The following is a 24773-nucleotide window of genomic DNA, read 5'->3' on the forward strand; positions in this document are numbered from 1 at the left end:
AGTGCGGGTAAGTGATTTTATTGAATGAACGATTAACGACATTACGTTCGATTATCGCCCAACTATCTCGATACCCGCGGGAGAGATAAGAGATATCAATCCGGCTCTCTCACATCGCTTAGCAGGAATTACCGCATGACAACACAAACAACCACGGATATTCAGGCTTTTATCAACCGCCATCCCTTTTCAAAATACCAGTGGATGATCCTGGTACTGTGCTTCGTCACCGTCGCTATGGACGGATTCGACACTGCCATTATCGGCTTTATCGCCTCTGACCTCGTCCAGGAATGGGGCGTGCAAAAATCCGATCTCGGACCGGTGATGAGCGCTGCACTCGTGGGCCTGGCATTCGGCGCACTGACCGCAGGCCCAATGGCTGACCGTATTGGACGGAAAAAAGTGCTGGTCTTGTCGATTCTGGTATTTGGCGGCTTCAGCCTGATTACCGCCTTCGCCACATCGTTAACTCAACTGACCATCCTGCGCTTCTTAACCGGCCTTGGGTTGGGAGCGGCAATGCCAAATGCCGCCACATTAATGAGCGAATACGCGCCGGGACGCCGTCGCGCGCTGCTGGTCAATTTAATGTTCGTCGGCTTCCCGATTGGCTCTTCAATGGGTGGCTTTATTTCTGCCTGGATGATTCCACATTACGGCTGGCAGAGCGTGCTTATTCTCGGCGGCGTGATGCCGCTGGCGCTGGCCGTTGCGTTGATTTTCCTGCTGCCGGAATCCGCCCGTTATCTGGCAGTGAAGAACAAGTCCCAACAGCAAATTTCCGGCATCCTGCGCCGTATCGCGCCGCTGCCAGAGAACACGCAATTCGTCCTGCAGGAAGCGGGGCAGGTTAAAGATCAGTCCGCGCTCGGCGTCATCTTCTCACCGCGCTATCTGGTGGGCACCATCATGCTGTGCCTGACCTACTTTATGGGCCTGCTAATCTTCTATCTGCTGACCAGTTGGTTGCCGCTGCTGATCCGTGAAACCGGTGCAACCTTAAGCCAGGCTTCAGTCATCACCGCCCTCTTCCCACTGGGCGGCGGTATTGGCGTTCTGGTCCTCGGCGCGCTGATGGATAAAATCAATCCTAATAAAGTGGTCGCGGTAGGGTATTTACTCACTGGAGTCTTTGTCTGCCTGGTTGGCTTCTCCACAGATAGCCTGGTGCTGATGGGCGTGATGGTGTTTATCGCCGGTACCATTATGAACGGCGCGCAGTCCTCCATGCCGGCGCTGGCGGCAGGTTTTTATCCAACGCAGGGCCGCGCGACGGGTGTTGCCTGGATGCTGGGGTTGGGTCGTTTCGGCGGCATCCTGGGTGCCTTCAGCGGCGCATTCCTGATGCAGGCAGAGCTCTCCTTTAAGACCATTTTCGCCCTGTTGGCGATCCCTGCGGTGCTCTCTGCCATCGCGCTGATGGTCAAATACGCGGCCAGTAAGCGCCAGTCAGGCCATGCTGACAACGCACCGGTTTCTGTACCGGATTCCGTGCAAAAAGTATGATATTCGCCCCGGCAGCACCGCTGCCGGGGTTGAATGACATTTTTTTACACTTCACCAAATTTTAATAAAATACATTATTTTCAAATAATTAAACTAAAAACATCACCAAGAAAACGAAGCGGCATCATAAATTCTATGCGGATAACGTTTGCTTTCCAGATAAGAAGTATGCGTTAATGCATCCACGGTTTGACGTACAGACCACAAAGCAGTGAGTAAAGCAGTTCCCTTCAAGGTTATCCATTGGTACCCCTCGTAGCGACATTTTCTTTACGCTTTTAAATTCTGTAAAGCATGCCATAATGCCGTAAGGCTCACTAAATATTTAAAGGTAATTTCTATGTCCGGTAAAATGACTGGTATCGTAAAATGGTTCAACGCTGATAAAGGTTTCGGCTTCATCACTCCTGATGACGGTTCTAAAGATGTATTCGTACACTTCTCCGCTATCCAGAACGATGGCTACAAATCTCTGGACGAAGGTCAGAAAGTTTCCTTCACCATCGAGAACGGCGCTAAAGGCCCAGCAGCTGGCAACGTAACTTCCCTGTAAGTTAACGCCGCTAAGAATTATGAATCCCTGCCTTACGGCGGGGATTTTTTTTATCTAAAGTTCGGCGAAATGCCAGCCCGACACCTGCCACTCCAGGCTATGCGTCAGCTTAAGCCCCTGCAAGAACGCCTCATCGTGAGACACCACCAGCATCGCACCGGGAAAATCAGCCAGCGCGGACTCTATCGCCTGCACTGACGCCAAATCCAGATGGTTGGTCGGTTCATCCAGCAATAGCAACTGCGTCGACTCCCGCCGCCAGAGCACGCAGGCCAGCGCAGCTTTAAGCCGTTCGCCTCCGCTCAGCATCGCCAGCGGTAAATTCACCTTATCTGCGCCAAGCTGCAGCTGCGCCAGTCGGGTACGAATCATCCCTTCATCCAGAGGCGTTTCACCGGCGCGCAGATGGGCAATAACCGACTGCGACAAATCCAACTGCGTCAGATGCTGATCCAACAGCGCTGCGGTGACCGAAAGCTGGCAAAGCCCTGAAAGCGGTGATTCGAGGCCCGCCAGCGATTTTAAGAGCGTTGTTTTCCCACAGCCATTGGGACCACGTAGCGCCACACGCATTGGCCCCGTCAACCGCAAATCGAGCGGTGGAAGTGTCTGATGGACCAGCCTCAGCGCGTCCAGCACAAGAATTTGTTTCCCAACCGCGATATGGCTGCCCGGCAGCGTAAACAACACCGGGCTATCGTTCTCTACCCGTTCTCGAGCCTGGCGGACTGCGCTATCCAGCGCGCTGTTTTGTTCCCGATGCTGGCGTAATAACGTGCCGGGGCGCTCTCGCGCCGCGCCTTTATATTTCACCCGTTCAAACGACGCGATGTTCAGGCTATCCACGGTGCGCAGCGTTTTTGCCGAACGCCGCTGACAATCATCATGCTCTTTTTGCATCCGCGCCCGCGTACGTCGTCGCTCGGTGGCCGCATGTTCCAGCGCTGCACGCGCAGCATTTTGTTCCGCATCACGCTGCTGTTGGTAGTCGGCAAAATTACCGCCATAGCTACGCAGCGCGCCGGGAGTCAATTCGAGAATACGCGGCATACGCGCCAACAGCTGGCGGTCGTGGCTGGCGATAAGCGCACCGCCGCGCCAGTTTTCCAGCTGGCGATAAAGCCATTCACGCCCACGGGTATCCAGATGGTTGGTCGGTTCATCCAGCAGGAGATAGTCGGCATCCGAAATAAACGCCGCGCACAGTAAAGCCTTTATTCGCTCACCGCCGCTGAGAGAAGAGGCCAGCCGTTGTGGCGTAACCGCCCCCAAACCCGCCTCCTGAAATGCGGCATCTAGTCGCGGCGGCAGATCCCAAAATCCGTCCAGCGCATCGATATCCTCTGCCGTCACTTGGCCAGAATCAAGGCGCTGTAGCGAGGCGAAAATCGATGTATACCCCAAAAAATCAGCGAGCGTCGCCTCTTCCTCGACCTCATGCAGCTGGGCTACGTAGGCGTGAGAAGCGAAGCGTTCAATATGACCAGTGGATGGTGTATCTACCCCCGCCAGCAGATGCAGGAGCCGGGTTTTACCGACACCATTACGCCCAACAAGCGCGCAAAGCGAGTTGTCCAGCGACAGATTCAGCGGACCAAAAAGCGTATCTCCCGTCGCGAACTGACAGGAAACCTGATGCAAAATAAATGAAGGGAATTGGGCACGATGGGCCATAAGCACTCCTGAGTGAAATCAATAACTCCCCTGCTTGCAGTCATCTGCTCAGCAAGGATTCGAATTCAACAGGTGTGTTTGTCCATTTTCAGTGTGCCTCAGTGAGACGAGGGATTCGTCGTTGCAAAGGATAAACGCATTGCGTTACCGATTTCAAGGCGATTTTTTGCCCACTCTACGGCTTAATCCTTTTCCCGTGACCGTCCACGACCCTTTCGCCGTCCTCTTTCGTGAAGGCGCCTTTCTGCGGTTCGGGAAGAATATCCAGCACCACCTCAGAAGGACGACACAAGCGAGTTCCTATAGGTGTCACGACGATAGGGCGGTTAATCAAAATGGGATTTTCAAGCATAAAGCCGATTAATTGCTCATCGGTAAACGTCGCGGCTCCCAAGCCAAGCTGTTCATACGGCTCGACATTTTTGCGCAGCAATGCGCGCGGCGTCAGCCCCATATCGGCAATGAGTTTAACCAGCTCATCATGTGAGGGTGGTGTATCGAGATAATAAATAATCGTCGGTTCAATGCCGCTGTTACGGATCATCTCCAGCGTGTTACGCGACGTCCCGCAGGCGGGATTGTGGTAAATCGTTATGTTGTTCATGTCAGATACTCACAAAGAGACAGAAAGCCGCAGCGCCAGCGCGGCCAGGGTAACGATGAGCACCGGCAGGGTCATGACGATGCCCACGCGGAAGTAATATCCCCAGCTAATCTGCATATTTTTCTGCGACAGCACATGCAGCCACAGCAGAGTTGCCAGGCTGCCGATCGGGGTGATTTTAGGGCCCAAATCACAGCCAATGACGTTGGCATAAATCATCGCCTCTTTGATGACGCCTGAGGCCGTGCTGCCATCAATCGACAATGCCCCAATAAGCACCGTCGGCATATTATTCATCACCGATGACAGGAACGCTGTCAGGAAGCCGGTGCCAAAAGTGGCTGCCCATAAGCCTTTATCCGCCAGCACGTTCAATACCCCCGACAGATAATCCGTCAGCCCAGCATTGCGCAGCCCATAGACCACCAGGTACATACCCAGCGAGAAAATCACAATCTGCCAGGGTGCGCCGCGCAACACTTTCCCCGTATTAATGGCATGCCCCCTTTTAGCAACCGCAAAGAGCACGACGGCCCCTGTCGCGGCGATCGCGCTGACCGGAATACCCATCGGCTCCAGCATAAAGAAACCCACCAGCAGAAACAGCAGCACAATCCAGCCCGCCCTGAACGTTGCCGGGTCTTTTATTGCACTGGCGGGGGCCTTCAGCAGCGCAACGTCATAGGTCGCCGGAATATCCCGACGGAAGAACAGATGCAGCATTACCAGCGTGGCCGCAATGGCCGTCAGATCGACAGGAACCATCACTGAAGCATAGTGTGTAAAGCCCAGCGCAAAGAAATCCGCCGAGACGATATTGACCAGGTTCGAGACAATCAGCGGCAGACTGGCGGTATCAGCGATAAACCCCGCGGCCATGACAAAAGCCAGCGTCGTTCCTTTGCTGAATCCTAGAGCCAGCAGCATGGCAATGACGATTGGTGTCAGGATAAGCGCCGCCCCATCGTTGGCAAACAGCGCGGCAACGGCTGCGCCGAGCAGGACTATCCAGGTAAACAGCAGGCGTCCACGCCCGTTTCCCCAGCGGGAAACATGCAGTGCAGCCCATTCAAAAAAGCCGGACTCATCGAGCAATAGGCTGATGATGATCACCGCGATAAACGTCGCCGTCGCATTCCAGACGATATTCCAGACCACCGGGATATCATTGACATGAATCACGCCGGTCGCTAACGCGAGCGCCGCCCCGATGCTTGCACTCCAGCCAATGCTCAACCCTCTGGGCTGCCAGATTACCAACACCAGCGTCAGTAAAAAGAGACTTCCGGCCAACAACATTCAGCGCTCCATCACATATGATTATATGTATGTATTTTTAACTTAGCAGGATGTACAGGCCGATTTTTTCAGCCATTCACCAATATCATTGCGTAGGCATTGCCAGGAGGTGGTAATGGTTTCTGCCGCCCAGGCCGGCATATGTGGAGACAGACGGTAATAAACCCATTTCCCCTGCCTGCGATCCAGAACCAGCCCAGACTCCCGTAGAATCGCCATATGTCGCGAAACTTTAGGCTGTGACTCCTCGGTGGCGGCACAGATATCACAAACGCAAAGTTCTCCTGACTCTCTGAGCAGCATAATGATGGCCAGCCGCGTTTCGTCGGACAGGATTTTAAAAAGTTGAACTGGCTGTAGCATTTTCACTTCATCCATCTTTGGTAATTCACATATGGTAAATCATATATATTAAAATTAAAACTATCCTGCATTCCCCAGTTAACGAAAATAGGGATTATCAAGTTGCGGACATAAAAAAACCTGCCCGAAGGCAGGTTTTTTGGCTATCCAAAGGCGATTACTGCAGCAGGGAGATATCCGCTACTTGCAGGAACAGATCGCGCAGTTTAGACAGCAGGGTCAGACGGTTGATACGTACGTCTTTGTCTTCGGCGTTAACCATCACGTTTTCGAAGAACTCATCCACTGGCTCACGCAGGGAGGCCAGTTCAACCAACGCTTCCTGATAACGGCCTTCGGCGAAGTATGGCTGCAGCTTGTCACGCAGAACAACCAGGTTGCCAGCAAGCTTAATCTCCGCCGCTTCTTTCAGCACGGACGCATGAACGATGTCATTCAGCGTTTCGTCTGATTTCGCGAGGATATTCGAAACACGTTTATTGGCCGCAGCCAGCGCCGCCGCTTCTTCCAGAGTACGGAAGTGCGAAACCGCCTTCATACGTGCATCAAAGTCAGCCGGACGGGTCGGGCGACGCGCCAGTACTGCCTGAATGGTGTCAACGGTGTAGCCTTCATCCTGGTACCAGGCGCGGAAACGACCGAGCATGAAGTCGATAACTTCATCAACCACTTTGGCGTTAGTCAGCTTGTCACCGTACAGGCGTACCGCTTCTTCGGTCAGCGTTTGCAGATCGAGGTTCAGGTTCTTCTCAACGATGATACGCAGCACGCCGAGCGCCGCACGACGCAGCGCAAACGGGTCTTTGTCGCCTTTCGGATGCTGGCCGATACCGAAGATCCCCGCGAGGGTATCCATCTTGTCGGCAATCGCTACCGCGCAAGCTACCGGGTTGGACGGCAAATCATCACCTGCAAAGCGCGGCTGATATTGCTCGTTCAGCGCGACGGCCACGTCTTCGGCTTCGCCGTCGTGACGCGCGTAGTGCATACCCATGATGCCCTGGGTGTCGGTGAACTCGAAGACCATGTTGGTCATCAGGTCGCATTTAGACAGCAGGCCCGCACGGGTCGCGTGATTAACGTCAGCACCAATCTGGCCGGCAATCCAACCCGCCAGAGCCTGAATGCGATCAGTTTTGTCGCGCAGTGTACCGAGTTGCTGTTGGAACAGCACGGTTTGCAGGCGCGGCAGATGATCTTCCAGACGCTTTTTACGGTCGGTGTTGAAGAAGAACTCAGCATCCGCCAGACGTGGACGAACCACTTTCTCGTTACCCGAGATAATCTGGACAGGATCTTTCGATTCGATGTTGGAAACGAAAATGAAGTTCGGCAGCAGTTTGCCGGCGTTATCGTAAACCGGGAAATACTTCTGGTCGCCCTTCATGGTGTATACCAGCGCTTCGGCTGGCACCGCGAGGAACTTCTCTTCGAATTTCGCCGTCAGGACAACCGGCCATTCCACCAGAGAGGTCACTTCTTCCAGCAGGCTTTCGCTCAGATCGGCGTTACCGCCAATTTTGCGTGCCGCTTCTTCAGCATCCGCTTTGATTTTGGCTTTGCGCTGTTCGTAGTCAGCAACGACTTTACCGCGCTCCAGCAGAATCTGCGGATACTGGTCGGCATTGTCGATGGTGAATTCTGGCTCGCCCATAAAGCGATGGCCACGAATCACGCGATCGGACTGAATCCCGAGAATAGTCGCAGGGACGACTTTGTCGCCGAGCAGCAGGGTCACGGTGTGAATCGGACGCACAAACTGCACGTCGGACGCGCCCCAGCGCATCAGTTTTGGAATTGGCAGCTTCGCCAGCGAGGTCGCAATCATGTTCGGCAGCAGCGCTTCGGTACTTTCGCCCTTCACGTGTGCGCGATACAGCAGCCATTCACCTTTATCGGTGGTCAGACGCTCAGCCTGATCGACGGTGATACCGCAGCCACGCGCCCAGCCTTCAGCCGCTTTGCTTGGTTTACCTTCCGCATCGAACGCCTGGGCAATCGCCGGGCCGCGTTTTTCGACTTCGCGATCGGCCTGTGCAGCCGCCAGATTTGCCACTTTCAGCGCCAGACGACGCGGGGCAGCAAACCATTCAACTTTACCGTGCGCGAGGCCAGCGTTATCCAGCTCTGCGGTCACGTTCGCAGCAAAGGATTCAGCCAGGCTGCGCAGTGCTTTTGGTGGCAGCTCTTCAGTGCCGATTTCCACCAGGAAAGTTTTCTCAGACATGGCCGCCTCTTATTTATTCTTGTTGCACATCGGGAAGCCAAGGGCCTCACGGGAAGCATAGTAAGCTTCTGCCACTGCTTTGGTCAGGGTGCGGATGCGCAGGATATAGCGCTGACGCTCGGTGACGGAGATGGCTTTACGCGCATCCAGCAGGTTAAAGCTATGGGCGGCTTTCAGAATGCGCTCGTAGGCAGGCAGCGGCAGCGGAGTTTCCAGCGCCAGCAGCTGCTGCGCTTCTTTCTCGTACTGCTCGAAGCAGGTGAACAGGAAGTCCACATCGGCGTATTCGAAGTTGTAGGTGGATTGTTCCACTTCGTTCTGATGGAACACGTCGCCGTAGGTCGTTTTACCCAGCGGGCCGTCGCTCCAGACCAGATCGTAAACGCTGTCCACGCCCTGGATATACATCGCCAGACGCTCCAGACCGTAGGTGATTTCACCGGTCACCGGCTTACATTCCATGCCGCCAACCTGCTGGAAGTAGGTGAACTGCGTCACTTCCATTCCGTTCAGCCACACTTCCCAACCCAGCCCCCAGGCACCCAGCGTTGGGTTTTCCCAGTTATCTTCCACGAAACGAATATCGTGGATGGTTGGATCCATACCCAGCTCTTTCAGAGACCCGAGGTACAGCTCCTGGATGTTGTCCGGAGACGGTTTAATCACTACCTGGAACTGGTAGTAGTGCTGTAAACGGTTCGGGTTTTCGCCATAGCGGCCATCGGTTGGACGGCGGGAAGGCTGCACGTAGGCAGTTGCCATTGGCTCTGGGCCCAATGCACGCAGGCATGTCATTGGGTGAGAAGTGCCCGCGCCGACTTCCATGTCCAGTGGTTGAACAATGGTGCAGCCCTGACGAGCCCAGTAATCCTGTAAGGTCAGGATCAGGCCCTGGAAGGTCCTGGTATCAAACTTTTGCATATGATTTCGTGCTGGATACGTGTGGATTTAAAGGAAGGATCCAGTATACCCGCTGGCTGCGAGATATACAGTATGAAACGGGGTTGTTTAGGGAAAATTGAACAAAACGGGCCGATTATTACGGCATTCTCGCCCGTTTTAACGCATCGAGAGATGTAAAAAACTGCCATCTGCATCAAAAGAGCAGACAAAACTTTCATTCTTCGCCGTATAGCCCGGCAGCTCATAGCTACCCTGATAACGTTCAAAACCGGTGACATCGATTTTCTGCGCTGCCGTATTGTAGCGCTGCGCGGCGTTGTTTTTGCACAGTTGTTCCATCTCCAGTGAGAGCGCGGGATTCACTCTCGCACTTTGCGTTTTTTGCACTACCGGCGGTTCCGCCGTCGAGCACCCTGCTAGCAGGAAACCCACCAGCAAAAACGGGAGAGACTTCATCATCATTATTTCTATTTCCAGGCGGTTATTTTAGGCTGTACCCCTTTATGCCACCGCATTGTGCGAATCTCGCAGCGACTCCACAAGCACGGGGCGAAAAACTCAGAATTATCCAGTGAAATAGCGCCAGATAAGGCGAGTCTGAATCTCTATTAATAGCCAGGAAAAAGGCATCTGATGCAAGCAAAGATTAATTGGATTGATAACCTACGCGGAATTGCCTGCCTGATGGTGGTGATGATCCACACCACGACCTGGTTCGTAACCAATCCACATCAAATCAGCCCGCTCAGTTGGGATTTCGCTAACGTGCTGAATTCCGCCTCTCGCGTCAGCGTACCACTGTTCTTTATGATTTCAGGCTTTCTCTTTTTTGGCCCGCGCAGCGCACAACCGCGCCATTTCCTACGGATTGCCCTGTGCCTTCTTTTCTACAGCGCCATCGCCTTGATCTTTATCGCGACGTTCACCCATATCAGTGTGGAGGCATCACTCAAAAATCTGCTGCAAAAACCCATGTTCTATCACCTGTGGTTTTTCTTCGCCATCATGGTGATTTACCTGGTTTCCCCGCTGATTGAGGTCAAGGCTATCAGCGGAAAAATGCTGCTGGCACTGATGGTGGTGATTGGTATTGTGGCCAACCCGAATACGGTCCCACTCAGCAGCTACGGGGCGAAATGGCTGCCGGTGAACCTCTACATTAACGGCGATACCTTCTACTACGTGCTCTACGGTTTGCTTGGACGCGCATTGGGAATGATGGAAACCAGCCGTAAATCACTGACGGGGATCTGCGGCCTGCTGTTTATCGGTGCGGTATGGATTATTTCACGCGGGACGCTTTATGAACTGCAGTGGCGCGGAAATTTTGCTGACACCTGGTATGTCTACTGCGGACCGATGGTCTTTATCTGTGCAGCTGCGCTGTTTATTGTGGTCAAGAACACGCTAAACCAGCGAGTGCTCCCCGGGCTGGGGCTGATCTCACGCCACTCGCTGGGCATATATGGTTTCCATGCCTTCATCATCTATGCGCTCCGCAGCTGGAATCTCGATCTCAAACACTGGGCGGCGCTGGATGTGCTCTGGGTATTTACCGCCACCCTTGCCGGCAGTCTACTGCTTTCACTCGCTTTACAGCGTGTGGATAAGCGCCGATTGGTTAGCTGATATGCTGTAGCGACGAAGGCGTGTAGGCAGACGTCCCGTACATGCAGGCAAACCATGCCGCAACCGAGAGTCCTTTATAGGCAAGTGCGAACGGCATATTGAGTATGCCAACCAGCAGCAGCCCGGCTGCCAGGAGCAACATCAGCCCGCATAGTTTTTCGAATTGAGGGGTGACCGCCTGGCGGTGAGCGACAATGGCAAAGATCCCCAGCGCTAATACCGCCAGAAAATAGCCTTTATCTTCCAGCGCCGGGCAGGCGAGCCATAGGAAGGACAGATACAGTAAAACGCCAGAAATAAGCGTGAGGCGCGGTAATTTAACGATGTTCCACATCATCCATCTCCCTCATCTATAACGTCACCATTATGAGCAGCGAGAGATTTTTCGCAGTATCACGATATTGAAAAACGGCAGTTTCAGAATTCATCAATATAAAATATTGATGTAACACTCGTAGGGAATGGCAGACTACCCGCCCCTTAAGGAGCGGGTAGGAAGGAGCGTCAGGACATCAACGGTTGCAGTTGTTGATAGATTTTACGGAACGTTTCACGCAATGGCGCGTAGTAAGCCACGCCCTGGGCATCCGGATGGTGCTCTTGCTCCAGAGCCAGCTGCGGCAGTAGTTCAGCGTATGACTTATCTTTGCGGATAGCCAACTGTGCCAGACGAGCAGCGCCGAGCGCTGGGCCGACGTCGCCACCGGTGCGGTAATCTAACTGCTTACCACAAATGTCCGCCAGCATCTGACGCCAGTAGGCGCTACGCGCGCCGCCGCCGATGAGCGTGATGCTCTTCGGCTCAACGCCGCAGGCATGGACAGCATCCATCCCGTCCGCCAACGCAAAGCCAACCCCTTCCAGCACCGCTTTCGCCAGTTCAGCCGGGCCGTGTTGATGGGTTAGACCGAAGAACACACCTTTCGCCTCAGGGTTATTGTGCGGCGTGCGTTCGCCGGAAAGATAGGGCAGGAACCACACGGGGCCTGCGCTCATATCCGCCGTTTGTGCCGCATCAATTAACGCAGGAACCGTCCCCAGCCCGGTGAGCTTCGCCGCCCAATCCAGGCAGGATGCGGCGCTCAGCATCACCGACATCAGGTGCCAACGTTCAGGCAGCGCATGGCAGAAGCTGTGCACCGCGCTTTCTGGCTTACTCAAAAAGCCTTCGCTAACAGCAAAATAGACGCCCGAGGTGCCGAGCGACAGCATCGCCTGGCCAGCATCCGCCATGCCGACACCCACCGCTCCCGCGGCATTGTCACCGCCACCCGCAACGACCGGCACAGCAGGCATTTTCCAGGTGCTGGCAACCGATGACAGCAGGTGGCCGGTAATATCGCAACCTTCAAATAGCGCGGGCATATTCTCGCGGGTTAACCCACAGGCTCCGAGCATCTCGTCGCTCCAGTCACGTTTTGCCACATCCATCCACATCGTGCCTGCCGCATCGGACATATCGCTGGCAAACTCGCCGGTCATCCGCAGCCGCAGATAATCTTTAGGCAAAAGGACCTTATCAACCTGGCGGAAAATTTCCGCTTCATGGCGCTGCACCCACAGCAATTTCGGCGCGGTAAAACCCGGCATCATCAGATTGCCGGTGATCTGTCGCGAGTTTTTCACCTGCGCTTCCAGCAGTTCGCACTCCTCGGCGCAGCGACCGTCATTCCATAAAATCGCCGGACGCAGCACGCGCTGCTGCTTATCGAGAAGCGTCGCGCCGTGCATCTGTCCAGCAATCCCCAGCGCTTTCACACCCTGCAGGCTATGTTGCTCGCCTAACCCTTTCATGGCGCGGTCCGTCGCCTGCCACCACTGCTCAGGATCCTGTTCAGACCAAAGAGGATGGGGGCGAGAGACCGTCAATTTTTCCGTTTGTGAAGCCAGCAGGCAGCCCTGCTCATCAAGCAGGATCGCCTTTACGCCGGAGGTTCCGAGATCTATGCCGATATACATCGCGACTGCTCCTTTTATTATTACGATGCCCGGTAAGCTTGCGCTTCCGGGCATTGTTTATACTGCAAGACTTACGCCTTACTTGTCGAACAGGTAATGATTCACCAGCCCTTCCAGCAACTCCTGGTGGCCGCTTTGATGCTGCGGCGCCAACTGATGCTGTTCAGCATATTTCGCCAGTTCCTGCAGCGACATTTGGCCTTTTAGAATCTGCTGGCCCAGTTCGCCATTCCAGCCCGCGTAGCGTTTCGCCACGCGTTTATCCAGCTCACCGCCTTCAATCATGCGGGCCGCCACTTTCAGCGACAGCGCCATGGTATCCATAGCGCCGATATGGCCGTAGAACAGGTCGTATTTATCGGTGCTCTGACGACGGACTTTGGCATCAAAGTTCATCCCACCGGTGGTGAAACCGCCTGCTTTGAGGATTTCGTACATCACCAGCGCATTCTCTTCGACGCTATTCGGGAACTGGTCGGTATCCCAGCCAAGCTGCGGGTCACCGCGGTTGGCGTCCACAGAACCAAACAGGCCCAGCGCAATGGCGGTGGCTATTTCGTGGTGGAAAGAGTGGCCTGCCAGCGTCGCGTGGTTGGCCTCGATGTTCAGCTTGATCTCTTTTTCCAGGCCGAATTGTTTCAGGAAGCCATACACCGTTGAAGCATCATAGTCATACTGGTGCTTGGTCGGTTCCTGCGGTTTGGGTTCAATCAACAAGGTACCCTGGAAGCCGATTTTGTGTTTATGCTCAACCACCATCTGCATAAAGCGGCCAATTTGTTCGCGCTCCTGACGCAGGTCGGTATTGAGCAGCGTTTCATAGCCTTCACGACCGCCCCACAGCACATAGTTTTCGCCGCCCAATTTATGGGTCGCGTTCATGGCCGTGAATACCTGAGTGGCCGCCATGCTGAACACTTCTGGATCTGGATTAGTCGCTGCACCAGCGCCGTAGCGCGGGTTGGTGAAGCAGTTAGCGGTACCCCAAAGCAGCTTAACGCCGCTTTGCTGCTGTTTCTCAGCCAGCACATCCAGCATCTGGGCAAAGTTATTCAGATACTCTTTCAGGTTTGCGCCTTCTGGAGAAACGTCGACGTCGTGGAAGCAGTAATAAGGTACGTTCAGTTTATGGAAGAATTCGAACGCCACGTCGGCTTTACGTTTTGCGCGCTCAATCGCTTCGCCCGGCTGTTGCCATGGGCGGTCAAATGAACCAACACCGAACATATCTGCACCATTCCAGCAGAAGGTGTGCCAGTAGCAGGCAGCAAAGCGCAGGTGGTCTTCCATGCGTTTACCCAGTACAAGCTCATCCGGGTTGTAGTGGCGGAAAGCCAGCGGGTTTTCGGTTTTTGGGCCTTCGAAACGAACACGATCCAGTTGGTCGAAATAAGCTTGCATAATGAACTCCATAATCTGAGACGCGGCGAGGAATACTTCGTGTAGTCATACTGAATACGGAATTGCCGTTGCTCAATTACGTTATTTCACACTGCTATTAAGAGAATCCACAACTGTGCGCTGGCTCCCAAAATAAAAAGGCGAATTCTTCATTTCAGTTTGTAATTTCTCCATTTAACAAAATGAAAATCAGATCGCGGTCAAATATTAGCAATTAAACGAAATATCGTAATGGCAAGATAAAAATCTGTAATTGCCAGACGCTATATACATGTTAAGAATTTGCTGCGTGTTAAGTCATTTCTGTTTCTTTTATCGCCAATCTCACCCCTATCCCTACAGAAGGCATTATGATTATGAAGATAAAGAACCTTTGCCTCACACTCTGCGCATCGCTTCTCCTGACCAGCATGGCTAGCAGTGCCAAAGACGTTAAGATCGGCATGGCTATTGACGACCTGCGACTTGAGCGCTGGCAGAAAGACCGCGATATCTTTGTGAACAAGGCTGAGCAACTGGGTGCCAAAGTCTTTGTTCAGTCAGCTAACGGTAACGAAGAGACTCAGATGGCGCAGATTGAAAATATGATCAATCGCGGTGTCGATGTCCTTGTTATTATTCCTTATAACGGCCAGGTACTTAGCAACGTAATTAAAGAAGCCAAGCAAGAAGGAATTAAAGTATTAGCCTATGATCGCATGATTAATAATGCAGATATTGATTTTTATATTTCATTCGATAACGAAAAAGTCGGTGAAATGCAGGCCAAAAGTCTGGTTGACCAGGTACCACAAGGGAATTATTTCCTGATGGGCGGGTCTCCAGTTGATAATAACGCTAAGCTTTTCCGTGCTGGCCAAATGAAAGTATTAAAACCTTATATTGATGAGGGAAAAATTAAAGTCGTCGGCGATCAATGGGTTGATGGCTGGCTGCCGGAAAATGCGCTGAAGATTATGGAGAATGCGCTCACCGCCAACAATAACAAAATCGATGCCGTTGTCGCGTCAAACGATGCCACTGCCGGCGGGGCTATCCAGGCGTTAAGCGCCCAGGGGCTGGCGGGCAAAGTGGCTATCTCCGGACAGGATGCCGATCTTGCGGGTATCAAACGTATTATGAACGGTACGCAGACCATGACCGTGTATAAACCGATCACGCTACTGGCAAATAGCGCCGCCGAGATTGCCGTCGAACTGGGCAACGGTCAGCAGCCGAAATCCGATGCCACGTTAAATAATGGCCTGAAAGACGTTCCCTCCCGCCTGCTTACCCCGATTGAAGTCAATAAAACCAATATTGACGAGACCGTCGTGAAAGATGGTTTCCATAAGAAAAGCGAACTCTAAATGGCATGCCCCAGCCCAGCGCTGGGGCGGCTCGGCTGGCGATAAGAACCGCGAGCCAGGTTAACGTGGAGCATAAACACTTATGCCATATTTACTCGAAATGAAGAGCATCACCAAAACCTTTGGGGTGGTTAAGGCTATTGATAACGTCAGCCTACGCCTCAATCCAGGTGAGGTGGTTTCACTGTGTGGTGAGAACGGTTCCGGCAAATCAACCTTAATGAAGGTGCTATGCGGTATTTACCCGCACGGCAGCTATGACGGTGAGATTATTTTTGCCGGAGAAACGCTTCAACCCACCCATATTCGCGATACTGAGCGTAAAGGCATCGCCATTATTCACCAGGAACTGGCATTGGTTAAACATCTGACCGTGCTGGAAAATATTTTTCTCGGTGCGGAAATCAGCCGCCACGGCGTGCTGGATTACGACACCATGACGTTGCGCTGTGAGAAACTCCTCGCTCAGGTCAACCTGGCCATTTCGCCTGATACGCGGGTGGGAGATTTGGGCCTGGGTCAGCAGCAACTGGTTGAAATTGCCAAGGCGCTGAATAAGCAGGTACGACTGCTGATCCTCGACGAACCTACCGCCTCGCTGACCGAGCAAGAGACCGCCGTGCTGCTCGATATCATTCGCGATCTGCAAAACCACGGCATCGCCTGTGTCTACATCTCCCACAAGCTTAACGAAGTAAAGGCGATTTCCGACACCATCTGCGTTATCCGCGATGGCCAGCATATTGGCACTCGCGATGCCAACTGCATGACCGAAGATGACATCATCACCATGATGGTCGGTCGCGAGCTGACGGCTCTATATCCCAACGACCCCCACACGACGGGGGACGAAATCCTGCGCGTGGAACATCTCACCGCCTGGCATCCGGTCAATCGCCATATCAAACGCGTCAATGATATTTCATTTAGCCTCAAGCGTGGAGAGATCCTCGGCATTGCCGGGCTGGTCGGCGCAGGTCGGACCGAGGCGGTACAGTGCCTGTTTGGTGTTTGGCATGGGCGTTGGGAAGGTAAAATTTTCATTGATGGGCAACCGGTCGATATCCGTAGCTGTCAACAGGCCATCGCTCATGGAATCGCTATGGTGCCGGAAGACCGTAAAAAAGACGGCATCGTTCCGGTCATGGCCGTCGGCAAAAATATCACGCTCGCCGCGCTTAACGATTTTAGCGGCGCATTGAGCAGCCTTGATGATGCCAAAGAGCAACAGTGTATTTTGCAATCCATTCAGCGTCTGAAAGTGAAAACCTCTTCACCAGATCTCGCGATTGGTCGTCTGAGCGGCGGCAACCAACAGAAAGCGATTCTGGCACGCTGTCTGCTGCTAAATCCCCGCATTCTGATTCTCGATGAGCCTACTCGCGGTATCGATATTGGCGCGAAATATGAAATCTACAAGCTTATCAATCAGCTGGTACAGCAAGGTATCGCCGTCATCGTCATCTCCTCTGAACTACCGGAAGTGCTGGGTCTGAGCGACCGGGTACTGGTCATGCACGAAGGAAAACTCAAAGCCGACCTGGTGAACCATAACCTGACCCAGGAACACGTGATGGAAGCCGCCTTAAGGAGCGAACGCCATGTCGAAAAACACCCCGTCTGAAATGAAACTGGCGGCCCCTGCAGCCACTCCAGCGCTACGGTTAAAATCGCTCAACCTGCAGGTTTTCGTGATGATCGCCGCAATCGTGGCGATCATGCTGTTCTTCACCTGGACCACCGACGGCGCCTATCTGAGCGCGCGTAACGTCTCTAACCTGCTGCGCCAAACTGCCATCACCGGCATCCTGGCGGTGGGGATGGTGTTTGTCATTATCTCTGCGGAAATCGACCTTTCCGTGGGTTCCATGATGGGCCTGTTGGGCGGCGCGGCGGCCATTTTTGATGTCTGGCTCGGCTGGCCGCTGCCGCTTACCATCATCGTGACGCTGGCAATGGGTCTGGTGCTTGGAGCATGGAACGGGTGGTGGGTCGCCTACCGCAAGGTGCCTTCGTTTATCGTCACGCTAGCCGGGATGCTCGCATTCCGCGGCATACTGATTGGCATCACTAACGGCACAACCGTCTCACCCACCAGTGCCGCCATGTCGCAAATCGGCCAGAGCTATCTGCCAAACGGGATTGGCTTTACTTTCGGCGCTATCGGGCTGATGGCATTTGTCGCCTGGCAGTGGCGAGGCCGGATGCGCCGGCAGTCTCTGGGCCTGACGACACCAGCGTCCACCGGGATGGTCGGTCGTCAGGCGCTGACGGCCGTTATCGTACTGGGTGCTATCTGGCTGTTAAACGACTACCGTGGCGTACCGACGCCAGTACTGCTGCTCACGCTGCTGATGCTAGCAGGAATGTTTATGGCGATGCGTACCGCTTTTGGTCGACGCATTTACGCCATCGGTGGAAATATCGAAGCCGCCCGTCTGTCGGGTATCAACGTGGAGCGCAACAAGCTGGCGGTATTCGCGATTAACGGCCTGATGGTGGCGATTGCTGGACTGATTCTCAGCTCTCGTCTGGGCGCCGGTTCACCTTCAGCGGGAAACATTGCCGAACTGGACGCGATTGCCGCCTGCGTTATCGGTGGTACCAGCCTTGCAGGTGGCGTCGGCAGCGTAGCCGGCGCCGTGATGGGGGCATTTATCATGGCTTCGCTCGATAACGGAATGAGTATGATGGACGTCCCGACTTTCTGGCAGTATATCGTTAAAGGTGCGATTTTATTGCTTGCCGTCTGGATGGACTCCGCCACCAAGCGGCGCGCGTAATTACCAGTCCGTGGTGCTGCCGTCGCGTCCGTGGCAGCACCGCTCATGATTCACGAGGAACCCTGAACCATGTTTGGAAAACGTCACCGCGTGACGCTGTTATTCAATGCCAACAAAGCTTTCGATCGTCAGGTCGTTGAAGGCGTTGGCGAATACTTACAGGCGTCGCAGTCAGAGTGGGATATCTTCATTGAAGAAGATTTCCGCGCGCGCATTGAAAATATTAAAGAGTGGCTCGGCGATGGCGTCATCGCCGACTACGACGACCCAACCATCGAGGCGCTTCTGACCGACGTCAACGTGCCGATCGTCGGCGTCGGTGGTTCATACCATCGACAGGAACAGTATCCACCGGTTCACTACATTGCGACCGATAACTATGCGCTGGTTGAAAGCGCATTTTTGCATTTAAAGGAAAAAGGGGTTCATCGTTTCGCCTTTTATGGTCTTCCCTCCGCCAGCGGCAAGCGCTGGGCCGAAGAGCGCGAGTACGCCTTTAGCCAGATTGTCGCCAAAGAAAAATATCGCGGCGTAATTTATCAGGGCCAGCAAACCGCCCCGGAAAACTGGCAGCACGCCCAAAATCGTCTCGCCGACTGGCTGCAAACGCTGCCGCCGCAAACGGGGATCATCGCCGTAACCGATGCCCGAGCGCGTCATATTCTGCAAGCCTGCGAGCATCTGCATATTCCGGTGCCGGAAAAACTCTGCGTTATCGGTATTGATAACGAAGAGCTAACTCGCTACCTCTCCCGCGTGGCACTTTCATCGGTGGCACAAGGCGCACGCCAGATGGGCTACCAGGCGGCGAAACTGATGCAGCGTCTTCTCGATAGCGAAACCCTACCGCTCCAGCGCGTGCTGGTGCCGCCCATGCGCGTCATGGCACGCCGCTCGACGGACTACCGTTCATTGAACGATCCAGCGGTTATCCAGGCCATGCACTATATCCGCAATAACGCCTGTAAGGGCATCAAGGTCGAGCAGGTGCTCGACTCCGTCGGCATTTCACGCTCGAATCTTGAAAAGCGTTTTAAAGAAGAGGTTGGCGAGACTATTCACGCGGTGATCCACAGCGAGAAGCTGGAAAAAGCGCGCAGCCTGCTCGTCTCCACGTCATTGTCGATCAATGAAATCTCGCAGATGTGTGGCTATCCATCGCTGCAGTACTTTTATTCCGTGTTTAAGAAAGAGTACGACACCACGCCAAAAGAGTACCGTGAACAGCATAGCGAGGCGCTGATTCAGGCTTGATGGATTCACGTGAGTTTTACGGATAAAAAAAGCCTTCCTGTGATGGAAGGCTTTTTTACGATTCAGTACCGATTACATGTGTGCTGCAATCAGACGCTGGTTATCCTGGTACATCGCGAACAGGTAGTCGTTGTAGCTAGAACCCTTGGTCGAATAGCCTTTCAGCTTATGAATCATCGCCGTAGCGGTGACTTCCTGATCCGTCTTACGCAGCTGTGCGCGTGATTTACGGAACGAGGCATAAGCTGGATGCGTATTCAGGTTTCTTGCATACGCCTGCACAGACTCTTTTACGGAGTCAAACTTGGTGTAGCCGTTAACTGAACCCGCGCCATTTTTACAACCTTTACCGCATTTCATGCCGAACAGGTTGTTGTTGCTACGCGCCAGTTTAGAGGTACCCCAACCGCTTTCTGCTGCAGCCATGGTGGCTACCATGCTGCCTGGGATAATATCTACACGCTCAAGCAGAGAGTTCCACGGCACCTTACGCGTGTTGCCGTTCCAGCTCACTTTATAACGAGCGGCAATGTCTTTCAGACGCGCGCGCTCAGACGGCGACCAACGACCTTCGTACTGTTTGGAAACCAACCAGTTACGATCCGCCGTGATAGCAGCATTTTGACTCGTAATATAAGGCATTACCGTCCGGAGAAACGCTCTTTTCCTTGGTGTCCCGGAAGGGTATTTTCGCAAATCAGGAAGTGAACTGCTCTTTACACTATTGCGAGAATACTCTTGCTTACTGCTGGCCTTACTTAAACTTGTCTTTGTTACCGAGGCTTTTTGATGCTTTGTTACCGTGTGCGTTTTTGCGAACACCCCACCTGAAAATGTGCAGATGAGTAACATTAGTATCGCGGCCCCATATCGTCGAATGGGTGTCGATATCATTAGATCTCCTGGTCGGATGCAATCATTCCAACGCCTTCTTATTTAATAAAATTGAGAGCTGAATCTCAAATTATAGCAAAAATAGCCCACAAAAGCACGTACAAGAAATAGTCCGATTCCGAAACGCCCTCACGGACGCGATTCAGCATATGACAATTCGTACAGGCAAAATGCCGAGCAGCTCTCATTTTAGTTCATTTTTTGACCGTCATCACTCAGCCCTTTCTCTCCTCCTGACAAGAGGATGAGCCCAGCATAACCAACGGCTGGCACACTACAAAAAAACACCTTCAGGCACAGGATATTGGAATGAAACTCGCCGCAATCCTACCGTTAATGTTCCCCGCCTTCGCCAGCGCAGCAAGCTGGACGATGGATGACTTCCCTGCTTTTTCCGCCGACGGAACGGGAAAATTCACCAGTCAAAAAATGCTCACAAAGGGTACTCGCCCTCTAAGGCTTAATTTTGACCAACAGTGCTGGCAACCCTCGTCAGCGATTCGGCTTAACCAAATGCTCTCTCTGGAGCCCTGCCAGGGAGATTCCCCTCAATGGCGCCTGTTCAGGGATGGTGACTATATGCTTGAAGTGGATACCCGTTCAGGAACGCCAACGCTGATGATTGCGGTCCAAAGCGCCGCCGATAGCAGCGACACGCAGGTAGACGTTCGCCAGTGTCCTCGCTGGGATGGAAAACCGCTGACGCTGGATGTCGCGAAAACATTCGCTGAAGGCAGTACCGTTCGTGACTTCTACAGCGGGCAGACCACGGTGGTCAAACAGGGGAAAATTACGCTGCTGCCTGCCGATGGCAGCAATGGTCTATTACTACTTGAAAATGCAGATGTGAACGAACGCGCGCCGTTTAGCTGGCATAACGCCACGGTTTACTTCGTACTGACCGACCGCTTTGTCAACGGCGACCCCAGCAACGACAACAGCTATGGTCGCCATAAAGACGACATGCAGGAGATTGGCACCTTCCACGGTGGCGACCTTAAAGGGCTAACCAGCAAGCTGGATTATCTCCAGCAACTCGGTGTCAACGCGTTGTGGATAAGCTCTCCGCTTGAGCAAATCCACGGCTGGGTTGGCGGTGGCACCAATGGTGATTTCCCCCATTACGCCTATCACGGCTACTACACCCAGGACTGGACGCGGCTCGATGCCAATATGGGCACCGAGAATGATCTTCGCGCGCTGGTGGATGGTGCCCATCGGCGCGGCATGCGCGTCTTATTTGATGTCGTCATGAACCATACCGGGTATGCGACGCTCGCCGACATGCAGCAATATCAGTTTGGCGCGCTGTACCTTCAAGGAGATGAGATCACCAAAACATTGGGCCAACAGTGGACTGACTGGAAGCCCGGCCCGGGCCAAACCTGGCACAGCTTTAATGACTACATCAATTTCAGCGACAAAGCCGCGTGGGAGAAATGGTGGGGTAAAGCGTGGATCCGCACCGATATTGGCGACTACGACAATCCCGGCTTTGATGATTTAACCATGTCGCTGGCATTCCTGCCGGATCTCAAAACCGAGTCGGCCACCGCAAGCGGGCTGCCCCATTTCTACAGCCATAAACCGGATACCCACGCCAAAGCTATTGAGGGTAATACACCGCGTGATTACCTCACCCGCTGGCTCAGCCAATGGGTACGCGATTATGGCATTGATGGTTTCCGCGTCGACACGGCCAAACACGTTGAAATGGCGGCATGGCAACAGTTGAAAACGCAATCTATTGAAGCACTGGCGGAATGGAAGAAGGCCAATCCACAAAAAGCGTTGGATGATGCCCCATTCTGGATGACGGGCGAAGCCTGGGGCCACGGCGTGATGGAGAGTGAGTATTACCGCCATGGCTTTGACGCGATGATCAACTTTGATTACCAGGATCAAGCGGCAAAAGCCACGAGTTGCCTGGCAAATATCGATCTCACCTGGCAGCAAATGGCCGACAAACTGCAGAGTTTTAACGTCCTGAGCTATCTGTCATCCCACGATACCCGCTTGTTCCGCGAGAAAGGCAACAACGCCGCCGAACTGCTATTGCTGGCCCCCGGCGCGGTGCAGATTTTCTATGGCGATGAATCCAGCCGCCCATTTGGCCCTACTGGTTCTGACCCGCTGCAGGGAACCCGCTCGCAGATGAACTGGCAGGATGTCGCGGGTCACGCCGCCGCAACGGTTGCCCACTGGCAGAAATTGGGGCAATTCCGCGCGCGGCACCCGGCCATTGGCGCAGGCAAACAAACGACGCTCACACTCCCTCAGGGCTACGGTTTTGTGCGTGAAAACGGGCAGGATAAAGTGATGGTAGTATGGGCGGGTCACCACTGATTTATCCTTCTCCAGGCCTGCGTCGTTGGCGCAGGCTTTTTTAGAATAAAACACTACCATAATAAAGATATATCGCATTACCCTCCATGAATGTCGCCAGCAGGCCATTTGCACCACATCGTGAGTGGCGTTATCGTTACCCACTTCACAGATCAAGCAATAGATAATCAGCGATGACATTTTCACTTTTCGGCGACAAGTTCACCCGCCATACAGGCATTGCCCGCCTGATGGAAGACCTCAACGACGGTTTACGCACCCCAGGGGCCATCATGCTCGGCGGCGGTAACCCGGCGCAGATTCCAGAGATGAATTCATACTTCACGAATCTCCTGGCGGAGATGCTGGAAAGCGGCAAAGTCTCTGATGCGCTTTGTAATTATGACGGCCCGCAGGGAAAAAATGAGCTGCTGATCGCCCTCGCGGATATGCTGCGTGATGAATTAGGCTGGGAGATTGGCCCACAGAATATTGCACTGACAAATGGCAGTCAAAGCGCATTTTTCTACTTGTTTAATCTGTTTGCCGGTCGTCGCGCGGATGGCACTACCCGTAAGGTACTTTTCCCTCTGACGCCGGAGTATATCGGCTACGCGGATTCCGGCCTCGAAGACGACCTCTTTGTTTCAACACGTCCGCATATTGAGCTGCTTCCTGAAGGGCAGTTTAAATACCACGTTGATTTTGACAACCTGCCGATTGGTAAAGATACCGGGATGATTTGCGTCTCGCGTCCAACCAACCCAACCGGCAACGTCATTACTGATGACGAAGTTAAACAGCTGGATGCGCTGGCGACCCAGCATGGAGTTCCGCTGGTTATCGACAACGCCTATGGCGTCCCTTTCCCCGGGATCATCTTCAGCGAAGCCACGCCACTGTGGAATCAAAACACCGTGCTGTGCATGAGCCTGTCAAAACTGGGTCTACCGGGCAGCCGCTGTGGGATTATTATTGCCAGCGAAAAAATCATCACGGCTATCAGTAATATGAACGGCATTATCAGCCTTGCACCAGGTGGCATCGGACCAGCCATTATGTGCGAGATGATTAAGCGAAAAGATCTACTGCGACTGTCTGAAACAGTTATCAAGCCCTTCTACTACCAGCGCGTTCAGGAAACAATTGCCACTATTCGTCGTTATCTGCCAGAAGAACGCTGCCTCATTCACAAGCCTGAAGGGGCAATTTTCCTGTGGTTGTGGTTTAAAGATTTGCCGATTACCACAGAAGAACTGTATCAGCGCCTGAAAAAACGCGGGGTTCTGATGGTACCTGGCGACTTCTTCTTCCCTGGTCTGGATGAATCTTGGGAGCATACCCATCAATGCATGCGTATGAACTATGTTCCAGAGCCAGAAAAAATAGAAGCTGGCGTCAAAATACTCGCCGAGGAAATTGAAATAGCCTGGCGCGAGAAACGTTAATATACAATATATCAGCCTCTAATTCTGGAGGCTGATGTTTTCTGTGACCATGATCGTTATTTAAAAAACAGAAACAATATATTCAGACGCTTTACGCCACTCAGATTACTCCCAATTTATTACTCAATTTAACTCCTGCTAAACTCCCTACCCCATTATTTATTTCGGCTTACTATGTTAAAAATGAAGTAACAGCATGTTTCGCAAAGGCATATTATTTTACATAGCAGACTTTGTTTCTGCCTAAGTTAAATCAGAATATTCAGACTTTCGTATGAAAAAAAACACCCCGTGCAAGGCTTATTTTTCTACTTACACTGACTAATACGCACTCGGCGTTTTAACTGGTGGAGAAGGATCATGACTTCTAATAACGTTAGCCACTTAAGCATTATTGCTGTGGCAGTACTTATTGCATTCTCACTCTCTGCCTGTAGCGGTAGCGGCGGGGGCTCTCATTCAACGGCCAAAAATGGTTCCACTCAGGGCAGTGGATCCGGCGGAGGAGACAGTGGTGGTGATGGAGGCACTGGCGGTGGCACTGGCGGTGGCACTGGCGGTGGCACTGGTGGCGGCACTGGCGGTGGTACTGGTGGTGG

Annotated in this window: 20 protein-coding genes; 9 read left to right on the plus strand and 11 right to left on the minus strand. The window is 53.2% G+C overall.

The window, feature by feature from the left end; translation table 11 throughout:
• Positions 1–135: 135 nt before the first annotated feature.
• Together KP80_RS07440 and cspA are read left to right on the plus strand one after the other, a co-directional pair.
• On the plus strand, positions 136–1509 hold the full coding sequence (locus tag KP80_RS07440; RefSeq protein WP_052282960.1) for an MFS transporter: 1374 nt from the start codon (positions 136–138) through the stop codon (positions 1507–1509).
• Positions 1510–1849: 340 nt separating this feature from the next.
• The gene (gene cspA / locus KP80_RS07445) at positions 1850–2062 is read left to right on the plus strand and encodes an RNA chaperone/antiterminator CspA (RefSeq protein WP_035893107.1); all 213 of its coding nucleotides are present in this window, start codon (positions 1850–1852) and stop codon (positions 2060–2062) included.
• Between the two features lie 54 nt (positions 2063–2116).
• On the opposite strand, the gene KP80_RS07450 is transcribed toward cspA, so the two are convergent.
• From KP80_RS07450 to KP80_RS07480, 7 genes are all read right to left on the minus strand, one after another.
• A complete protein-coding gene (locus tag KP80_RS07450; RefSeq protein WP_052282961.1) occupies positions 2117–3736 on the minus strand; it encodes an ABC-F family ATP-binding cassette domain-containing protein in 1620 nt (539 codons plus the stop codon).
• 175 nt (positions 3737–3911) lie between these two features.
• Positions 3912–4340: a glutaredoxin-dependent arsenate reductase gene (arsC, locus tag KP80_RS07455; RefSeq protein WP_052282962.1), complete on the minus strand. Its 429-nt coding sequence runs from the start codon at positions 4338–4340 to the stop codon at positions 3912–3914.
• Positions 4341–4349: 9 nt separating this feature from the next.
• Positions 4350–5639, minus strand: coding sequence for an arsenic transporter (locus tag KP80_RS07460; RefSeq protein ID WP_052282963.1), 1290 nt, complete (start codon positions 5637–5639; stop codon positions 4350–4352).
• Positions 5640–5681: 42 nt separating this feature from the next.
• Positions 5682–6002 (minus strand): transcriptional regulator, encoded by a 321-nt coding sequence (locus KP80_RS07465; protein ID WP_052282982.1) that lies wholly within the window; start codon positions 6000–6002, stop codon positions 5682–5684.
• Positions 6003–6159: 157 nt separating this feature from the next.
• Positions 6160–8229, minus strand: coding sequence for a glycine--tRNA ligase subunit beta (gene glyS / locus KP80_RS07470; RefSeq protein ID WP_052282964.1), 2070 nt, complete (start codon positions 8227–8229; stop codon positions 6160–6162).
• 9 nt (positions 8230–8238) lie between these two features.
• Positions 8239–9150, minus strand: a complete 912-nt coding sequence (gene glyQ / locus KP80_RS07475; protein WP_052282965.1) for a glycine--tRNA ligase subunit alpha — start codon at positions 9148–9150, stop codon at positions 8239–8241.
• Between the two features lie 138 nt (positions 9151–9288).
• Entirely contained in the window at positions 9289–9594 is a 306-nt protein-coding gene (locus KP80_RS07480; RefSeq protein WP_052282966.1) for a YsaB family lipoprotein, read from the minus strand.
• Positions 9595–9765: 171 nt separating this feature from the next.
• Here KP80_RS07480 and KP80_RS07485 point away from each other — a divergent pair, with 171 nt between their 5' ends.
• Positions 9766–10761, plus strand: a complete 996-nt coding sequence (locus KP80_RS07485) for an acyltransferase (RefSeq protein ID WP_052282967.1) — start codon at positions 9766–9768, stop codon at positions 10759–10761.
• Here KP80_RS07485 and KP80_RS07490 read toward each other — a convergent pair.
• The 3 genes from KP80_RS07490 to xylA all read right to left on the minus strand — a co-directional run bounded on the left by KP80_RS07490 (position 10754) and on the right by xylA (position 14121).
• Positions 10754–11098: a hypothetical protein gene (locus KP80_RS07490; RefSeq protein ID WP_052282968.1), complete on the minus strand. Its 345-nt coding sequence runs from the start codon at positions 11096–11098 to the stop codon at positions 10754–10756. The two genes, KP80_RS07485 and KP80_RS07490, sit on opposite strands and share 8 nt — an antisense overlap.
• Positions 11099–11265: 167 nt before the next feature.
• Positions 11266–12720 (minus strand): xylulokinase, encoded by a 1455-nt coding sequence (gene xylB, locus KP80_RS07495; protein ID WP_052282969.1) that lies wholly within the window; start codon positions 12718–12720, stop codon positions 11266–11268.
• A 78-nt stretch (positions 12721–12798) separates the two neighbouring features.
• Positions 12799–14121, minus strand: a complete 1323-nt coding sequence (gene xylA, locus KP80_RS07500) for a xylose isomerase (protein WP_052282970.1) — start codon at positions 14119–14121, stop codon at positions 12799–12801.
• Between the two features lie 356 nt (positions 14122–14477).
• Here xylA and xylF point away from each other — a divergent pair, with 356 nt between their 5' ends.
• The 4 genes from xylF to xylR all read left to right on the plus strand — a co-directional run bounded on the left by xylF (position 14478) and on the right by xylR (position 19507).
• On the plus strand, positions 14478–15470 hold the full coding sequence (xylF, locus tag KP80_RS07505) for a D-xylose ABC transporter substrate-binding protein (protein ID WP_052282983.1): 993 nt from the start codon (positions 14478–14480) through the stop codon (positions 15468–15470).
• An 82-nt stretch (positions 15471–15552) separates the two neighbouring features.
• A complete protein-coding gene (locus tag KP80_RS07510; protein ID WP_052282971.1) occupies positions 15553–17094 on the plus strand; it encodes a xylose ABC transporter ATP-binding protein in 1542 nt (513 codons plus the stop codon).
• Positions 17072–18253 carry a xylose ABC transporter permease XylH gene (gene xylH, locus KP80_RS07515; protein WP_052282972.1) on the plus strand — a complete coding sequence of 394 codons (1182 nt, stop codon included), beginning with the start codon at positions 17072–17074 and terminating at the stop codon, positions 18251–18253. The genes KP80_RS07510 and xylH overlap by 23 nt, the downstream gene beginning before the upstream one ends.
• Before the next feature lie 69 nt (positions 18254–18322).
• Positions 18323–19507 (plus strand): D-xylose utilization transcriptional activator XylR, encoded by a 1185-nt coding sequence (xylR, locus tag KP80_RS07520; RefSeq protein WP_052282973.1) that lies wholly within the window; start codon positions 18323–18325, stop codon positions 19505–19507.
• A gap of 72 nt (positions 19508–19579) precedes the next feature.
• Here the strand turns inward: xylR and KP80_RS07525 are convergent, their stop codons facing one another.
• On the minus strand, positions 19580–20401 hold the full coding sequence (locus KP80_RS07525; RefSeq protein WP_052282974.1) for a protein bax: 822 nt from the start codon (positions 20399–20401) through the stop codon (positions 19580–19582).
• A gap of 309 nt (positions 20402–20710) precedes the next feature.
• On the opposite strand from KP80_RS07525, the gene KP80_RS07530 reads away from it, so the two are divergent.
• Both KP80_RS07530 and avtA read left to right on the plus strand, forming a co-directional pair.
• Positions 20711–22747 carry an alpha-amylase gene (locus KP80_RS07530; RefSeq protein WP_052282975.1) on the plus strand — a complete coding sequence of 679 codons (2037 nt, stop codon included), beginning with the start codon at positions 20711–20713 and terminating at the stop codon, positions 22745–22747.
• Between the two features lie 173 nt (positions 22748–22920).
• Positions 22921–24174: a valine--pyruvate transaminase gene (gene avtA / locus KP80_RS07535; protein WP_052282976.1), complete on the plus strand. Its 1254-nt coding sequence runs from the start codon at positions 22921–22923 to the stop codon at positions 24172–24174.
• Positions 24175–24773 lie beyond the last annotated feature (599 nt).

Source organism: Kluyvera genomosp. 1 (genome assembly GCF_001266615.1).
Classification (GTDB): domain Bacteria; phylum Pseudomonadota; class Gammaproteobacteria; order Enterobacterales; family Enterobacteriaceae; genus Kluyvera; species Kluyvera cryocrescens_A.

What these genes read in the sequence shown, in the direction of transcription:
- KP80_RS07440 (WP_052282960.1), top strand. Translation starts at nt 136, where the DNA reads ATGACAACACAAACAACCACGGATATTCAGGCTTTTATCAACCGCCAT.
- cspA (WP_035893107.1), top strand. Translation starts at nt 1,850, where the DNA reads ATGTCCGGTAAAATGACTGGTATCGTAAAATGGTTCAACGCTGATAAA.
- glyS (WP_052282964.1), bottom strand. Translation starts at nt 8,229, where the DNA reads ATGTCTGAGAAAACTTTCCTGGTGGAAATCGGCACTGAAGAGCTGCCA.
- KP80_RS07450 (WP_052282961.1), bottom strand. Translation starts at nt 3,736, where the DNA reads ATGGCCCATCGTGCCCAATTCCCTTCATTTATTTTGCATCAGGTTTCC.
- KP80_RS07530 (WP_052282975.1), top strand. Translation starts at nt 20,711, where the DNA reads ATGAAACTCGCCGCAATCCTACCGTTAATGTTCCCCGCCTTCGCCAGC.
- xylB (WP_052282969.1), bottom strand. Translation starts at nt 12,720, where the DNA reads ATGTATATCGGCATAGATCTCGGAACCTCCGGCGTAAAGGCGATCCTG.
- avtA (WP_052282976.1), top strand. Translation starts at nt 22,921, where the DNA reads ATGACATTTTCACTTTTCGGCGACAAGTTCACCCGCCATACAGGCATT.
- KP80_RS07465 (WP_052282982.1), bottom strand. Translation starts at nt 6,002, where the DNA reads ATGCTACAGCCAGTTCAACTTTTTAAAATCCTGTCCGACGAAACGCGG.
- KP80_RS07490 (WP_052282968.1), bottom strand. Translation starts at nt 11,098, where the DNA reads ATGATGTGGAACATCGTTAAATTACCGCGCCTCACGCTTATTTCTGGC.
- KP80_RS07480 (WP_052282966.1), bottom strand. Translation starts at nt 9,594, where the DNA reads ATGATGATGAAGTCTCTCCCGTTTTTGCTGGTGGGTTTCCTGCTAGCA.
- KP80_RS07485 (WP_052282967.1), top strand. Translation starts at nt 9,766, where the DNA reads ATGCAAGCAAAGATTAATTGGATTGATAACCTACGCGGAATTGCCTGC.
- xylR (WP_052282973.1), top strand. Translation starts at nt 18,323, where the DNA reads ATGTTTGGAAAACGTCACCGCGTGACGCTGTTATTCAATGCCAACAAA.
- arsC (WP_052282962.1), bottom strand. Translation starts at nt 4,340, where the DNA reads ATGAACAACATAACGATTTACCACAATCCCGCCTGCGGGACGTCGCGT.
- xylF (WP_052282983.1), top strand. Translation starts at nt 14,478, where the DNA reads ATGAAGATAAAGAACCTTTGCCTCACACTCTGCGCATCGCTTCTCCTG.
- KP80_RS07510 (WP_052282971.1), top strand. Translation starts at nt 15,553, where the DNA reads ATGCCATATTTACTCGAAATGAAGAGCATCACCAAAACCTTTGGGGTG.
- xylH (WP_052282972.1), top strand. Translation starts at nt 17,072, where the DNA reads ATGTCGAAAAACACCCCGTCTGAAATGAAACTGGCGGCCCCTGCAGCC.
- glyQ (WP_052282965.1), bottom strand. Translation starts at nt 9,150, where the DNA reads ATGCAAAAGTTTGATACCAGGACCTTCCAGGGCCTGATCCTGACCTTA.
- xylA (WP_052282970.1), bottom strand. Translation starts at nt 14,121, where the DNA reads ATGCAAGCTTATTTCGACCAACTGGATCGTGTTCGTTTCGAAGGCCCA.
- KP80_RS07525 (WP_052282974.1), bottom strand. Translation starts at nt 20,401, where the DNA reads ATGATATCGACACCCATTCGACGATATGGGGCCGCGATACTAATGTTA.
- KP80_RS07460 (WP_052282963.1), bottom strand. Translation starts at nt 5,639, where the DNA reads ATGTTGTTGGCCGGAAGTCTCTTTTTACTGACGCTGGTGTTGGTAATC.